Raw genomic sequence first — 15,726 nt, forward strand, 5'->3', positions numbered from 1 at the left:
GGGCGCGCAAACCGCGGGATGCCCGTGAGCATCCCGCGGTTGCATGTTGACTCCGGAACTAGGGTTTTTGGTGGAGGGCGCGAAGCACCTCCCGTAGCTGTCCGGGGGCTTCTTCGGCCGCCGAATCTGAGCGCCAGGCGATGAACTTGTCGGGCCTGACGAGGACGGCCCCAGCCGGACCGTGGCCACGGTCTCGCGTCCAAGTGCACCGGGGATCCAAGTAATCGCCTTCGGTATGGCCAACCGTGAACGCCAGCAGGTCGATGCCCTCTTCAGCGGCGGCGGAGCGCGCAGCTTCCGCCCATCCGGCTCCGGCTTCTCCGGCAATCAAGACATACTGACCAACGTCTCCAAGGTCCTGGATCGCGAAACGATGTCCTCGATGGTCCTCCAGCCATGCGTGTGGCAGCGGTGAGCCCGGCCTTGTGGAGGGCTCGTAGACGCGGATTTCTTCCGCCGGCTTTGGTTCGGGGCTCCCGTCCGGGACGATAGCTGGCGAACCGTAGCAGTAGCCCGCTTCGATGTTGTGCTCGCGGAATTCCATTGACTGCGCGGCAATGGCCGAGCTCAGCTTGGCGCGGAATTCGTCATCCGTTGGTTCATCGCTCCAAACCCTCTTCAGGGCGGCGAGGTTTTCCTCCTCGGACTGCATTGGGGAGACGCCGAGCGCCTGTCCGATGGCCATATGGTTCATGGCGTTTTCGGTGGAGCGGCGGACGTTGGTGACAGCGACTGGCTGACGTTCCTGCTCGTACGTGGCCAGTAGCTCTAGAGCGGCCTGACCGCGCAGCACGGCAGCGATCTTCCAACAGATGTTGTAGGCGTCCTGGATGGCAGTGTTAAGGCCGAGTCCGCCCGTCGGGCCATGCCGGTGGGCTGCGTCGCCGAGCAGGAACGCCCGGTTCTCCTGGAATCGCTCTGCAACGAGCGCCTCGAAAGACCACCGCGTGATCTTGTGGACTGCTGGCTCAAGATCAGGCAGTCCCAGCGCCATCTTCATGTCGGCGATCATCGCCTCGTCGTCGAAGATGCGCTTGTCGTCCGCGGCGTAGTTCTCGTGGAAGACCCACTCTTCGGACTCCGGCCCCCACTTCTCCGGCCCCATGGGAATCAGCAGCGTGAGTAGGCCCGTGTGCGCAGGCCACATCCAATGGATCAGCACGCTGGGGTCGCTCACGTACTTGCTGAGATCGGCCGAGAAGTGGACGGAGACGCTGTAAAGGATGTTCCGCTGACCCTGCATCTCGATCCCGAGGGCGTTGCCGACAGTCCTGCCTCCGTCGCAGCCCAGCAGGAAATCGCTGCGCACCGTGTATGTTTCGCCGGTTTCCTTGTTGAGCACGGTGGAGGTGACGCCGTCGTCGTCCTGCTCAAAGGAGATCAGCTCGTGGTTGAAGCGCACACCTTCGGGAGACTTCTTCCGGGCGTGTTTCAGGAGGATGGGCTCCAGCCTGATTTGCGGCAGGTTGGTCTGCCGGCAGGGGCTTGCGGCGATGTAATCCGGGTCCTGGTAGCCGGCGCCCCATGACTCCTGTCGCGCGATTTCTTTGCCGTAGACCGGGTCCTTGCCGACTAGTCCGGCGTACCAGCCGGTGGCGGCCATGTTCTCCGGCGGAGTGCCATGGGCGTAAATCTCGTCGGCGACACCGAGCTTGCGGTACACCTCCATGGAGCGCTGGTTGATCACGTGGGCCTTGGGCAGTACGGAGGTGGACGCTGTGCTGCTGATGGTTAGGGACTCGATGCCCAGATCCGCGAACAGCATCGACGCTGTCAGCCCGGCGCCGCCGGCTCCAACTATCATTACGGGAACTTCGAGGTGGTTCATGGTGCCTCCTGGGTACGGGCCTGACGCAGCCGCCTGGCCTGGTCTCGTCGTTGAGGATGGAAGTCTTATGTGCTGCTGCGCAGATACGCGGCAATCCTGCTTGGTTCGTCGCTACGACCGAGCCGTGGTCTGGAGCGCCAGGAGCTTCCAGCCGTTGCTGCGGTGGATCCAGACCGAGGTGGTGAGAGTGTCGACGGCGATCTGCCGGCCTCCGGCGACGATGCTGGCGCGCATGCCGCCGGAGGTCCAGGCCATTCCGTTACCGACCACCACGTCGTCGAACTGGTGCTCGACGGCTTGGTAGGTAAGGACCTGCGATTTCACCGCTGCGAGGAAAGTGGTTTTGTCATCGCGCCGGCCGACCGAGTGTGTGTAGACCAACCGCTCGTCGCAAAGCCGGTCGAGCGTCGGAAGGTCACGATTGACCAAGGCCTCAATCCTCTGGGCTTCGGCCTGTTTGATTGCATCAGCTGCCATTTCAGGCTGCGGCTCGGGCCAGGCTGTCGACCTTGGCAGGCCGGCCGGTTACGAAGAAGCTGACAACGGCCATCACCGCCGCCAGCAGTCCCAGAATGCCTATGCCGGAGGCGAGACCTCCGGTGGCGGCACCGAGCGCCGCAACCACGAAGGGCGAGATGAACTGGCCGATCCACAGGGCGCTGGTCCAGATGCCGGTGCCGGTGCCGCGCACTTCCTGGGAAAGCAACCCGAGTGCCCACGTGATCAGTGACGGCAACAGCAGGCCGGTTCCCGCGCTGGCCAGGACGGCGCCGATCATGGCCACCGGGATGGAGGAGGCGGACCAGATCACCACAAACCCGACGGCCGTCAGGCCGAAGGCGATCGGCAGCAGCCGGTAGGTGCCGAGGCCGTCGATCAGCCGGAAGGAGAACGCCCCGATTGCGGTCGCCAGCGAAGCGAGTGCAGCCATCAGACCGATGCGGGCCACGTCCGTCAGGCCCAGCTCGGTCAGGATGTAGGAGAGGTGGACCACCAGCGTGTAGAACGCGATGCCGCCGAACAGGGTGACCAGGGCCGGCTTAGTGATCTGTCGCCACGGCACAGCCTGGCGCAGGTTCCGCGTGGGGCTCTTGACCGGCTCCCAAAGCACGAAGACCATGATGGCGGCGAGGACAACGGCGACGCCGTACATCCAGAACGTGTTCCGCCAGCCGCCGGCACCGAGGAGTCCACCGATCGCCAGGAACGCCACGGCGCTAAGGGTGGTGAAGACGGTTTGGAGGGACAGGTACTTGTTGCGGCGGGTCTCATGGAAGTAATCACCGATGAGGGTGGTGCAGCAGGTCATGATGAAGGCTTCGCACACACCCACAAAGGCCCGCGTGACGACGATGCCGACCAGCGAGTCCATAAAGAAGGGCGCGACGCCGAAGATTGCGTAGGCGACCATGGCCCACAGCAGCAGGTTCTTCCGCCCCACTTTGTCGGCAACGGCGCCGGCCACCGGCGACACCAAGGCGACCAACAGGGCCGGGACTGTCAAAACCATGGGCACGAGGATGGCGACGCCGGGAGTTTCAGCGAAATGCATCGCCATGGTGGGCAGGACGGGTGCCAGGAGAACGGCACCCAAGACCGGCAAACAGCTGCCGAGCAGCAGCAGGACGCCCTGCAGAGTGGTACCGAGGCCCCCGGTTTGGCCAGCGCTGGCGGCAGCGGCCGAAGCGGCATGCGCTCCCGAGGAAGAAGAGCTTGTCATTGAAATCCCCTTAAGACTGTGACGCGCATCTCGTACGCATCCATGTCCAGCCAGCATCGACCATTTTGCTGGTCAATGCAAGGGATTATCGAAAATCTTCTAATTTGTCATGAATGCCGCGGGGGCTCGGTCGCCACATCTTCTGCCAAGACCGCTTGCAGGAGAAGGTCGGTCGTGCGCTGGAAATGGCGCCCCAGCGCCGCGACAGCCTCGTCGGCCCGTCGATCCCTTGCAAGTTCCATAAGTTCGCGGTGCTCTGCCGGGATATCGCGCTTCACCTCCGCCTCACCCGCTCCGGAGAGCTGGCGATAAAGTTCGGAACTGTCCCGGAGGCCGCGGACCATGCTGATCAACCGGGGGCTGCCGCAGGCGATACCCAGAGCGTCATGGAAGGCTGCGTGGGCAGCGCTCCATTCCGCTGTCGTGCCGGGCCCGCCCTCCCGGCGCAGCTCGGCCCGCTCGAGGACATGATGCGTGGAGACGACCCTCGCCTCCCAGTCCATGTCCCCACGCTCGATGGACCGACGGAGGGCGAGCCCCTCAAGCATGATGCGCAGTTCGGTGAGGTCAACCAGGTCTTCGCGCGAGATCTCAGCGACCCGGAACCCTTGGTTCGGCAGCAGCACCACCAGGTGCTGCTCCGCGAGCCGGACCAGAGCCTCCCTGATGACCGACATGCTGGTTCCGTAGTGCTTGGACAGTGCGGCCAGGCGCAGCGGGCTGCCCGGAGCGTACACATTACTGAGGATCTCGGCCCGGAGCTGTTCATGCACGTGGGCGGTCAGGGTGGCGGAGCGCGCTTGGGTGGCCATGCCAAAAGAGTACAACCTCCCCGTGAATTCGAGAATTATCGATAATCAGTTGATTTATCGGAGACCGCCTGACAAGCTGGCATGACGCAGCACACACAGGCCGTCCGTCGGGGGAGATTCATCGTCACCCAAGCGGGCCGGCAGGCGAAGGAGTTGAGGCATGGCCGGAATACCAGCGGAACGTCCCCCGTGGGCAGGTGCCGACGAAACCCCTCTGACCACCAGCCCCCGCGTGTACGACGTCGCCATTGTCGGTCTTGGGCCGGTGGGACAAACCCTCGGTCTGCTGCTCGCGCAACGCGGCCACGACGTCGTCGTCGTGGAGAAGCAGCCGAACCCGTACCCGCTGCCACGTGCCGTGCACTACGACCCCGATATCTCCCGTCTGCTCGACGGTCTGGGGTTGGCCGATTTCATGGCGGAGTTCGCCTCGCCTACCGCCTCCTATGAATGGCAGACGGCCGACCGGCGCACCATGCTGAGGTTCGACTATGCCCTCGCCGGCAACCAGGGCTGGCCGGAGTCTTCCATGTTCAACCAGCCGGCTCTGGAGGAACGGCTGCGGACACGGGCTTCCGACTTCCCGAACCTTGAGGTCTACCGCGGCACCGAGGTAGTGGGGTTCGACCAGCAGGATGACCTCGTGGAACTGCGTGTCACCAGCCGCACGCTGAAGCAGCGGACACTGCGGGCACGGTACGCGGTCGGTGCCGACGGTTCCAACAGCTTTGTCCGGCAGTACATGAAGACGGCGGTCAAGGACCTGGGCTTCTTCTACGACTGGCTGATCGTGGACCTGCTGCCCTCCGACGGACGGGTGTGGGAACCGGACAACCTGCAGATCTGCGATCCGGCACGCCCGACCACGACCGTCAGCGCGGGGCCGGGCCGGCGGCGCTTCGAATTCATGCGGATGCCCGACGACGACCTGGCCGTGTTCAACACGGACGAGTTCGCCTGGGAGCTGCTGGCGCCATGGGGTGTCACCCCAGACACCGCCACGCTGGAACGCCGGGCCATCTACCGCTTCCAAGCCAAGTGGGTTGAGAACTGGCGCGACGACCGGGTCTTCTTGGCTGGCGACGCGGCCCACCAGATGCCGCCGTTCTACGGCCAGGGCCTGGTCAGCGGAATCCGCGACTCGGTGAACCTGGCCTGGAAACTGGACCTGGTCTTGCGGGGCGCGGCCGGCGACGCTTTGCTGGACACCTACACCTCGGAGCGATCGGCGCACGTACAGTTCGCGCTGGGCATGTCCGTGGAGCTGGGCCGCGTAATCTGCCAGACGGATCCGGCGGCCGTGGCCGAGCGGGACACGCACTTCCTCACCAACGGACCGCTGCCCCAGAACGTGCTGCCGCCGGTTCCTCCGGAGCGGCTGGGGCCCGGCGCCTTCCCCGGCGGGGACCCAACGCTTTCCTCGGTGGCGGGCCTGATCGGACTCCACGGACGCGTCGGGCACGGCGACGGATCGGTCGACCTGCTGGACCGCAGCACGTTTGGGCAGTTCACGATGCTCCTCGACGGGCGCGCCGTGGACGACGACGCGGCTGAGTCAGTGGCCCGGCTGCTGCCCGACGCGCTGCCCGCGCTGGTGGTGCGGGTGCTGCCGAAGGGCTCACCGGTTGCCGACGGCTCCCCTACAGTCCTGACCGTCACGGATGAAGACGGCCGGTACCTGCCGGAGCTCGCGGCCCACGGGCAGATCGGACAGCTGTTCCGTCCCGACTTCTTCGTCTACGGCGGCGCCGCCGACCAGGACGAACTGTCCGCGTTGGTCGGCTCGCTGGCCGGAGCCCTCCACCTCACCGTTCCCGCCAAGACCTCAGGAGCAGCATGACCACGCTGAAAAACGACGACGCCGTGATCGTCGCCGCGGGGCGTTCCCCCATCGGGCGCGCCGGCAAGGGCAGCATGACCGGCATCCGCCCGGACGATCTGGCCGCGGAGACACTGGCCGGCGTGCTGGCCAAGATACCCGATCTGCCGGTGGGCGAACTGGAAGACCTGATCCTGGGCAACGCGATGCCGCAGGACGAACACGGCTGGAACATGGCGCGCCGGGTCGCCGTCCTGATGGGGCACGACCGGTTGCCGGGAACCACCGTGAACCGGTTTTGCGCTTCCTCGCTGCAGGGTGCACGCATGGCCCTGCACGCTATCAAGGCCGGCGAGGGTGGCGCGTACCTGGTGGGCGGGGTGGAATCCGTCTCCCGCTACCAGGAGGTGCGGGAAGCAGCCAACCCACGCTTCGGCGATGCGGCGGCGCTGACCGCCCGTCGCATCGCCGACGGCACCGCATGGAGCGACCCGCGCGACGAGGGCCGGCTGCCCGACGCCTACATTGCCATGGGCCATACCGCGGAGAATGTCGCGCAGCTGACCGGCACCACCCGGGCCGACCAGGACGAGTTCGCCGCGCGCTCGCAGCAGTTGGCGGTGGCAGCAGTGGAGGCAGGCTTCTTTTCCCGCGAGATCATTCCGGTCACCGCACCGGACGGCTCCACCCGCAGCGCCGACGACTGCCCGCGTCCGGGCACCACGGCGGAGCGGCTGGCGGAACTGCAGCCCATCTTCTCGCCCACGGGAACCGTCACCGCCGGCAACGCGTGCCCGCTGAACGACGGCGCCGCCGGAGTTGTGGTGGTCTCGGGAGCCGTGGCGAACCGGCACGGGCTGACCGCGCTGGCCCGGATCGTTTCCACCGGGTTGTCCGGCCTGTCGCCGGAGATCATGGGCCTGGGACCGGTGGAGGCCAGCTGCCAAGCGCTGGACCGAGCCAGACTGGAGATCGGCGACATCGACATCGTCGAACTCAACGAGGCCTTCGCCGCGCAGGTGCTGCCGTCAGCACGCAAGCTGGGTATCGACGTCGAAAACCAGTTGAACCCCTTCGGTGGCTCTATCGCGTTGGGGCACCCATACGGGGCCACCGGCGCGCGGCTGCTCACCACGCTGCTGAACGGCCTGCAGACCCGGGACCAGCAACTCGGGCTCGCCACCATGTGCATCGGCGGCGGCCAAGGCATGGCGATGGTGGTCGAGCGGCTCGGCTAGTTCCAAACTTCCACACAACCCGTAATCCTTCCTCCTTACCCGTGCGGCTGAAGCAACCGGCCGCCGCAATCCCAGAAAGTGAGGCCCACCATGGCCGTTGAAAAGTCCAATTACGCCCGCAACCCCAAGCCGCGCCCGATCACGGTGCCGAAACTGCACCACGCCACCTTCATGACGCTGGATGTGGACGCGATGGTGCGCTGGTACGAGCTGGTCTGCGGCCTGCAGCCGGTCTACTACGCCGAGCATGCCGCGTGGCTGACCAACGACGAGGCCAACCACCGCATCGCGCTGCTCCGGCTGCCCGGGACCAAGCCGCCGGTGGACAAGCCCCACACCGCCGGCCTGCACCACACCGCCTTCGAATACGAATCCTTCGACCAGTGGCTGGACAACTACGCCCGGCTGCGCGACCAGGGCATCCTGCCGGCCGTGAACCTGCACCACGGCATGACCATGTCCATGTACTACATCGACCCGGACGGCAACGGCGTGGAGATCCAGGTGGACGCCTGGCACGACTGGGCGGTCTCCAAGGAGTGGATGTGGGCCTCGCAGGAATTCAGCGAGGACCAGGTCGGCCCGCAGTTCGACCCCGAGCAACTGCTGGCCGCGCGTGCCGCAGGTCTGGACTTCGACACTATCCAGAAGAAGGCGTACGCCGGCGAATACATCCCGGCCGGCGCCAACCCGGATGTGTCCTTCCCCGATGTGTGGCCCGCACGGCTGGCCGCCCAGCCGGAACTCGCCGACGGAGTTCCCGCCGGCGAAGGCGCCCTCCCCATCGGCATCGACTAGACCTGCTTCCCAAGCTAAAGGACACCTCTTATGCGCATCGCAAATCTTCACGGCCGGGCCGTCCTGGTCCGCGACGGACAGGCGCTCGACATCCAACAAGCCTCAGCCGGCAAGTTCGGCCCTGCACCCCTTGGCCTCTACGAGGACTGGGACGCTTTCCGTGCCTGGGCCGAGGAAGCCGATTACTCGGACGCCCGGCCGTACGACGAAAAAGAACTGGGCGCCCCCGTCCCCAACCCGCGGCAGATTTTCGCTATCGGCCTGAACTACAAGGACCACGCCGACGAAGCGGGCCTGCCCTACCCGGAGCACCTGTTCGTGTTCACCAAGTTCCAGTCCTCGCTCGCCGGGCCCCGCGCCGTCGTCGAACTGCCCTCAGAGACGGTGGACTACGAAGTGGAACTGGTCGCAGTGATCAGCAAGGAAATGCACAACGTCGACGAGGCCGACGCCTGGGACGGTGTTGCCGGACTGAGTGTCGGCCAGGACTTCAGCGAGCGCGAGATCCAGCTGCGCCCGCCCGTTCCGCAGTTCAGCCTGGGCAAGTCCTTCCCGAACTTCTCCCCCTTCGGCCCCGCCGTCGTCACGCTCGACGAACTGCCGGACTACCAGGGGCTGCCGCTCTCGACCGTCATCGAGGGACAGGGCCCGGCCGGCGGCTGGAAGGTCCAGGACGGCAACACCCGCAACATGATCTTCTCCGTGCCGCAGATCATCGCCGAGCTGTCCCGGATTGTTACCCTCTTCCCGGGCGACATCATCTTCACCGGGACGCCTGCCGGGGTGGGCAAGGCCCACGGCATCGCCCTGCAGCCGGGCAACGTCCTCACCAGTACCGTGGAGGGCATCGGCACCCTCCGCAACGAGTTGGTCTAGCACCGGAGCCCGGTCCTTGGACTCGGCGAACCGCACTTCCCGCACCCACCGGAGCCGTCATCGCCACCCAACAACGGCGTCTCCGGCCGTCTGAAAGGACCACCATGACTGACCTCCAGACCACCGACGAGGCCCCCGCAGTGAAAGCGCGCACCATCACGTGGGCTCCGAACGAGGAGCAGCGCCGCGCCTCGCGGCTGTGGGACTTCATGGGCTGGGTCCGCGGGCACCGCGGTGTGGCGCTTGAGGATTACCGCGACGTGCACCGGTGGTCGGTGTCGGACCTGTCCGGCTTTTGGGACGCGGTGCGGGAGTACTTCGGTGTGGTCGGCGAAGGCTTTGAGGGCCCGGCACTGGCGGAAGACCGGATGCCGGGCGCCGTCTGGTACCCCAGCGCCCGGATCAACTTCGCGGAGAACATCTTCCGCCACGCCGCGGACCCCACGGTTGCCGACGCGACGGCGCTGTTGACCGTGCAGGAGGATGATTCGACGGGCGTGCGCAGTTGGCGGCAGCTCGAGGCGGAAGTCGCCTCGCTCGCAGGCCGGCTGCGTAGCCTCGGCGTCACTCCGGGTGACCGGGTGGCCGCGGTGCTGCCGAACCTCCCGGAGGCCATCATCGGGCTCCTGGCTGCGGCGTCCATCGGTGCCATCTGGACGGTCAACTCGCCGGATCTATCCGCCAAGGCCACGCTGGACCGGCTTCGCCAACTGGAGCCCAAGGTGCTGATTGGCGTGGACGGCTACCGGTTCAACGGCAAGGAGTTCGACCGCCGCGGGCACCTGGCGGAGGTCGAAGCGGGGCTGCCCACCTTGGAGCACACGCTGTTGGTCCGCGGGCTGGAGCCCGACGCTGATCCGGGCACGGTGGCCGACGGTGCTGCGGGGGCGGGCAACGCGCGACTGGACTTTGCCGCGCTGCTGGGCGACGCCGTCGTCCCTTCCTATGAGCGTTTGCCGTTCGACCACCCGCTCTGGGTGCTGTTCTCCTCCGGCACCACCGGCGCGCCCAAGGGAATTGTGCACGGCCACGGCGGCATGGCCCTGGAGGCGGTCAAGGGTGCGGGGCTGAACCAGGACCTCGGCCCGGGCGACCTCTACTACGTCGCGGCCAATACGTCCTGGATGGTGTGGAACACGCTGGTCAACAACATGATGGCCGGCGCCGCCGTGGTCACCTACGCCGGCTCGCCGATGTTCGGCCGCAAGGACCGGCAGTTCCAGATCATCGCCGACACCGGCGCCACGATGTTCGCCACTGGCGCCGCCTACCTGCAGCTGGTGGAGAAGTCCGGCCTGGAGCCGGGCAGGGACTGGGACCTGTCCCGGTTGCGGTCCATCATGTCCACGGGTTCGCCCTTGCCCGACTCCACCTGGCAGTGGGTGCACCGGGCGGTCAAGGCGGACGTGCATCTCGGCTCGGACTCCGGCGGGACGGACATTTGCTCCGGCTTCATCGGTTCCAACCCGCTGGAGCCGGTCCACCTGGGCGAGCTCCAGGGACCGCTGCTGGGCGTGGCGGTGGAAGCTTGGGACGAGTCGGGCAATCGGGTGGTGGACGCCGTCGGCGACATGGTGATCACCCGGCCCATGCCCTCGATGCCCGTGTCCTTCTGGGCCGACGACGACGGCGCCAAGTACCGCGCCTCATACTTCGAGAAGTTCCCGGGGGTCTGGACGCACGGCGACTGGATCTCCGAGACCGCCAGCGGCGCCTTCGTGGTGCACGGCCGTTCCGACGCCACACTCAACCGGGCCGGCGTCCGGCTGGGCTCCGCTGACATCTATGCCGCCCTCCAGCATGTGCCGGAGGTCCGCGAGTCCATGGTGATCGGGCTGGAACGGCCCGACGGCGGCTACTACATGCCGTTGTTCGTGGTGCTCGACGACGGCGAACAGCTCACCGACGCCCTGCGCGACCGCATTGCCGCCACCATCAAGGAACGCGCCAGTGCACGGCACGTACCCGACGCCATCATCCAGGCGCCGGCCGTACCGGTCACCCACGCGCTGAAGAAGATTGAAGTCCCGGTCAAGAAACTCTTCGCCGGCCACGACCCGGCAGTGGCCGTCAACCGCGGCTCGCTGGCGAATCCCGAAGCGATTGACTGGTACGCCGAGCAGGCGCGGGCATTCCTGGCCGGAACTCGGCGCACCTAGCGCGGCCCGGACCTGATCGCAGCCAATAGCTGGCAGGTGGCACCCGGCTAAATAGGGGCGCTGTGGCGGGCGCCGCCGTCGTTGTTTGTCAGCTTCGGAACAGGCCGCTGTAGGCGTTGAGGGCGGGTTGGCCGCCGAGGTGGGCGTAGAGCACGGTGCTGTCGGCCGGGATCTGCCTGCTGGTGACCAGGTCGATCATGCCGGCCATGGACTTCCCTTCGTACACCGGGTCGGTGATCATCGCTTCGAGCGAGGCGCTGAGCCGCATGGCGTCAAGGGTGGAGTCCACCGGGATGCCGTAGCGGTCGCCGGCCCAGCCTTCCAGCACGGTGATTTCGTCGTCGCGCAGGTCCCGCTCGAGGCCGATCAGCTTGGCGGTGTTGCGCGCAATGCGACCGACCTGCTCACGGGTCTTAGCCAGGGTGGCGGAGGCGTCGATGCCGATCACGCGGCGCGGGCGGCCGCCGTCATCCTCCAAGGCGGCGAAGCCGGCGATCATGCCGGCGTGGGTGGAGCCGGTGACCGTGCAGACGATGATCGTGTCAAAGAAGACGCCGAGCTCCTGCTCCTGCTGCTGAACCTCGTAGGCCCAGTTGGCGAACCCCAGCCCGCCGAGCTTGTGCTCGGAGGCACCGGCCGGGATGGGGTAGGGCTTTCCGCCGGCAGCTTCGACCTCGGCGACGGCGTTCTGCCAGGAGTCGCGGATGCCGATGTCGAAGCCCGACGGGTCCAGCCGCACGTCCGCGCCCATCAGCCGGGAGAGCAGGATGTTGCCCACCCGGTCATTGAGCGGGTCCGGCCAGTCCACCCAGCTCTCCTGCACCAGCAGCGCCTTCAGCCCCAGTTTCGCGGCCACCGCCGCGACCTGTCGGGTGTGGTTGGACTGGAAGCCGCCGATTGAGACGATGGTGTCCGCGCCCTCGGCGAGAATGTCCGGAACGATGTACTCGAGCTTGCGGGTCTTGTTGCCGCCGTAAGCCAGGCCGGAATTTACGTCCTCCCGCTTGGCCCAGATCTGCGCGCCGCCCAGATGCTTGCTGAGCCGCGGCAGGTGGTGGACCGGGCTGGGTCCGAAGGTCAGCGGGTACCGGTCGAAATCGGTGATGGCCATGGGTCCTCGTTCTTTAGACGGGCTACTGGGATGCGCCGCCGGCGTTCTGCTGACCGGTGATGTTGACCATCCAGTTCACGCCGAAGCGGTCGGTGAGTTGCCCGAAGTAGTCGCCCCAGGGTGCCTGCTCCAGCGGCTGGTTCACCTTGGCGCCGTCGCTCAGGCCTTCCCAATAACTCCGCAGCTTGGCGTCCTCGCCCGAGTCCTCTCCGCTGGAGCTGATGCAGATGTAGCCGTTGGTGGAGGCGGGCACATCGGGCGGCACGTCCGAGGCCATCAAGAGGAACCCGCGGTCCACGAACACCGACGCGTGCATGATGTTCGCCCCGGTCTTTGGGTTGTCATCCCCCATGCCCTCGGCATACGTCATCTTGTTGAGCTCACCGCCGAACACCGAGTGGTAGAAGTCGATCGCCTCCCCGGCATTGCCGCTGAACTGCAGGTAGGGGTTAAGGTCCAGTGCCATGGGTCTGCCTTCCGTTGAGGATGCTGCGTTCCGTGCGCGTTCATTCTTGCGCGTTCGGCCGCACGCGGGAAGAGGTGCGGTCAGTACTTGCGCTCCACGCCGAACTCCAGTGGAGGCAGCGCTGCGCGGCGGCGGACCAGGTCCTGCGCGTGGGCGGCCAGCCGCCGGTCTTCGTCGGAGTGCAGCACCAGTTGCGGAACCTTGGCGGCGTGCCCGGCCTCGTCCCGGGTGACGAAGACGGTCATGCACTGCGTGGTGTCCCGCCAGTCGCCGCCGCGCGGGTCCCGTGCCCGGACCTGGACGGCGATGTGCATGGAGTGGGGCCCGGTGTGGATCATCCGTGCGGCGAGTTCCACCAGGTCACCGATGTGGACCGGGTTCAGGAAGTGGATCCCGCCGGAATAGACGGCGACGGCGTCGGCGCCGCACCAGCCCATGGCGCAGGCCCGGGCCACCTCGTCGATCCAGCGCATTACGATCCCGCCGTGGGCGTTGCCGCCCCAGTTCACGTCGGTGGGTGCGGCCAGGAAACGGAAGCTTTCGGACGGTGTTGTGCCGGCATCGGTGTAGGCCTGGGCGCGCATGACCTCCCGGATCTCGCGCCGGGCCTCGAGCCTGCCCTCGACGCCGCGGGCCAGCCGCTCCGACGCGGCATCGGTCGGCGTCCACGGCGGAATTTCGCGCGGCCGCCGCTGCTCGTCCATGGCGACGAACACCAGGATGCAGTCCATGGCCGGCCGAAACTGCCGCTCGCGCACATCCGCGGCGTCGACGGTGACGACCACCTGCATGCTGGAACGGCCGGTGTGGGCGATGCGCGCGCTGACCTCAATCAGGTCCCCGTTGTGGATGGGCCGGGTGAAGTGGACGTTGCCGACGTACGCGGTGACGCAGTAACCGCCCGAGTAGCCGACGGCGCAGGCGTACCCTGCCTTGTCGATCCACTCAAGGACCCTCCCGGCCTGCACCGTGGTCCCGTCGGCGGCGACGTCGGTGGGCGCGGCGAGGAAGCGCAGCGTGATCGAATCTTCCATGGCGCCATCGTAACTGCGCGTGGAGGTGTGCGCCGTCGCCGGCTTGCGGCATAGCGGTGCGCGCCGTCGCCGGCTTGCGGCATGGCGGGCACTCAGGGACAGGGGCTGGCTGCCGAGGGACGCAGAACGCCAAACGTCCGCTCCCCCAAGACCAGGGGAAGCGGACGTTTACGCGACGCGTAGAGCGGGTTGCTAGCGCTGGCCGGTCAAGGCGTCCTCGCGGCCGGCGAGTGCTGCCTTTTCCTCGGCAACCTTGGCGTCGTGGGCGGCACGGATAGCCGTGTGCTCCGGGTTGCGGCGCAGCACCAGGTAGCCGATGCCGAGCGCGACGAACCACACTGGAGTGAACAGCAGCGCAGCCAACGTGTCCGGCTGAGTGGTCAGTGCCCACAGGATGAAGGCGAAGAAGGCCATGACCACAAACGGCATGAACGAACCGCCCGGCATCTTGAACGTGCTGGCCTCGTGCAGCTGCGGCCGGCGGCGGCGGTACACGATGTAGCTCACCAGGATGATGGTCCAGACGAACATGAAGCAGAGCGCCGAGACCGTGGTGACCATGGTGAAGGCCTCGGAGACGCTGCCCTCGGCGTAGAGCAGGACCACGCCGGCGAGCAGGAACATGCAGGAGAACAGCAGCGCGCTGCGCGGCACGCCCCGCCCGGACAGCTTGCCGAAGCGCTTCGGCGCATCACCCTCGAGCGAGAGCCCGTAGATCATCCGGGAGGTCGAGTAGATCCCGGAGTTGGCGCTGGAGGTCGCCGAGGTGAGCACCACGAAGTTCACGACGCCGGCCGCACCGACGAGGCCGGCGAGGGCGAACATGCCCACGAACGGGGATTCGTCGGCGTTGAACCCGGTCCACGGCTGGACGGCCATGAGGATGATCAGGGCGCCTACGTAGAAGATCAGGATGCGGATCGGGATGGAGTTCACGGCACGCGGCAGGTTCTTTTCCGGGTCCTTGGTCTCGGCAGCGGTGGTGCCGACCAGTTCGATCCCGACGAACGCGAACACGGCAATCTGGAACCCGGCCACGAAGCCCATGAAGCCGGTGGGGAACATTCCGCCGTGCTCCCAGAGGTTTCCGAAGGAGGCGCGGGCGCCGTCGTGCTCGAAGCCGGTGAGGATCATGACCAGGCCCACGACGATCAGTGCCATGATGGCGACGATCTTGATCAGCGCGAACCAGAACTCGGTCTCGCCGAAGGCCCGCACGGTGGGCAGGTTCAGCGCGAGCAGCAGCAGGATGCAGGCCAGTGCCGGGATCCACAGCGGCAGATCGGGCCACCAGAACGCCACGTAATGCGCGATGGCGACGACGTCGGCGATGCCGGTGACCACCCAGCAGAACCAATACGTCCAGCCGGTGAAGAATGCGGCCCACGGGCCCAGGATGTCCCCGGCGAAATCGCCGAAGTTCTTGTACTCGGTGTTGCTCAGCAACAGCTCGCCCATCGCCCGCATGACGAAGAAGAGCATGAAGCCGATGATCATGTAGACGAAAATGACCGACGGGCCGGCGACCGAGATCGTCTTGCCCGACCCCATGAAAAGTCCGGTGCCAATGGCCCCGCCAATGGCGATCAACTGGATATGGCGGTTGGACAAAGACCGCTGCAGATGCGGTGCGTTGTTGGTGTCGCTCACTATGTTCCTTAGGGGTGGGACTGCGCAGCTGCGGGAGCTTTTGGTCGAATCGGTCGGACGCAGGCTCCATTGCCCATCCGGCCAGACCGATGGCAAGCCCCCCGGCCGCTTACCCCGGAGGGGCCGACTGGGTGACCTACGCCACGAAAACCTATCTGCCGCGACTCACGCGGGTCAAATCGAGAAGCCGGTGGGGAATGGCCGGGCTGCTGCAC

Annotated in this window: 13 protein-coding genes; 5 read left to right on the top strand and 8 right to left on the bottom strand. The window is 66.6% G+C overall.

The genetic code is table 11. The features are described 5' to 3' along the window. Nucleotides 1-58: 58 nt before the first annotated feature. The 4 genes from AC5RWT_RS26290 to AC5RWT_RS26305 all read right to left on the bottom strand — a co-directional run bounded on the left by AC5RWT_RS26290 (nt 59) and on the right by AC5RWT_RS26305 (nt 4,360). Nucleotides 59-1,828, bottom strand: coding sequence for an FAD-dependent monooxygenase (locus AC5RWT_RS26290; RefSeq protein ID WP_494082760.1), 1,770 nt, complete (start codon nt 1,826-1,828; stop codon nt 59-61). 111 nt (nt 1,829-1,939) lie between these two features. After that, nucleotides 1,940-2,305, bottom strand: a complete 366-nt coding sequence (locus AC5RWT_RS26295) for a nuclear transport factor 2 family protein (RefSeq protein WP_494082761.1) — start codon at nt 2,303-2,305, stop codon at nt 1,940-1,942. A 1-nt stretch (nt 2,306) separates the two neighbouring features. Then, entirely contained in the window at nt 2,307-3,548 is a 1,242-nt protein-coding gene (locus tag AC5RWT_RS26300; RefSeq protein ID WP_494082762.1) for an MFS transporter, read from the bottom strand. 107 nt (nt 3,549-3,655) lie between these two features. Further along, nucleotides 3,656-4,360, bottom strand: coding sequence for a GntR family transcriptional regulator (locus AC5RWT_RS26305; RefSeq protein WP_494082763.1), 705 nt, complete (start codon nt 4,358-4,360; stop codon nt 3,656-3,658). A 160-nt stretch (nt 4,361-4,520) separates the two neighbouring features. Here AC5RWT_RS26305 and mhpA point away from each other — a divergent pair, with 160 nt between their 5' ends. The 5 genes from mhpA to AC5RWT_RS26330 all read left to right on the top strand — a co-directional run bounded on the left by mhpA (nt 4,521) and on the right by AC5RWT_RS26330 (nt 11,250). Further along, nucleotides 4,521-6,200 carry a bifunctional 3-(3-hydroxy-phenyl)propionate/3-hydroxycinnamic acid hydroxylase MhpA gene (mhpA, locus tag AC5RWT_RS26310; RefSeq protein WP_494082764.1) on the top strand — a complete coding sequence of 560 codons (1,680 nt, stop codon included), beginning with the start codon at nt 4,521-4,523 and terminating at the stop codon, nt 6,198-6,200. Beyond that, a complete protein-coding gene (locus AC5RWT_RS26315) occupies nt 6,197-7,417 on the top strand; it encodes an acetyl-CoA C-acetyltransferase (RefSeq protein WP_494082765.1) in 1,221 nt (406 codons plus the stop codon). The genes mhpA and AC5RWT_RS26315 overlap by 4 nt, the downstream gene beginning before the upstream one ends. A gap of 90 nt (nt 7,418-7,507) precedes the next feature. Then, entirely contained in the window at nt 7,508-8,215 is a 708-nt protein-coding gene (locus AC5RWT_RS26320; protein ID WP_494082766.1) for a VOC family protein, read from the top strand. 30 nt (nt 8,216-8,245) lie between these two features. After that, nucleotides 8,246-9,091: a fumarylacetoacetate hydrolase family protein gene (locus AC5RWT_RS26325; RefSeq protein WP_494082767.1), complete on the top strand. Its 846-nt coding sequence runs from the start codon at nt 8,246-8,248 to the stop codon at nt 9,089-9,091. A 104-nt stretch (nt 9,092-9,195) separates the two neighbouring features. Further along, entirely contained in the window at nt 9,196-11,250 is a 2,055-nt protein-coding gene (locus AC5RWT_RS26330; protein ID WP_494082768.1) for an acetoacetate--CoA ligase, read from the top strand. Between the two features lie 88 nt (nt 11,251-11,338). Here AC5RWT_RS26330 and AC5RWT_RS26335 read toward each other — a convergent pair whose 3' ends face one another. From AC5RWT_RS26335 to cycA, 4 genes are all read right to left on the bottom strand, one after another. Next, a complete protein-coding gene (locus AC5RWT_RS26335) occupies nt 11,339-12,361 on the bottom strand; it encodes a 1-aminocyclopropane-1-carboxylate deaminase (protein WP_494082769.1) in 1,023 nt (340 codons plus the stop codon). 22 nt (nt 12,362-12,383) lie between these two features. Further along, nucleotides 12,384-12,827, bottom strand: a complete 444-nt coding sequence (locus AC5RWT_RS26340) for a VOC family protein (RefSeq protein WP_494082770.1) — start codon at nt 12,825-12,827, stop codon at nt 12,384-12,386. 80 nt (nt 12,828-12,907) lie between these two features. Further along, the gene (locus AC5RWT_RS26345) at nt 12,908-13,861 is read right to left on the bottom strand and encodes an acyl-CoA thioesterase (RefSeq protein WP_494082771.1); all 954 of its coding nucleotides are present in this window, start codon (nt 13,859-13,861) and stop codon (nt 12,908-12,910) included. Between the two features lie 192 nt (nt 13,862-14,053). Beyond that, nucleotides 14,054-15,511 carry a D-serine/D-alanine/glycine transporter gene (gene cycA / locus AC5RWT_RS26350; protein WP_494082772.1) on the bottom strand — a complete coding sequence of 486 codons (1,458 nt, stop codon included), beginning with the start codon at nt 15,509-15,511 and terminating at the stop codon, nt 14,054-14,056. Nucleotides 15,512-15,726: the final 215 nt, after the last annotated feature.

The organism is Arthrobacter sp. Dra40 (genome assembly GCF_059091905.1).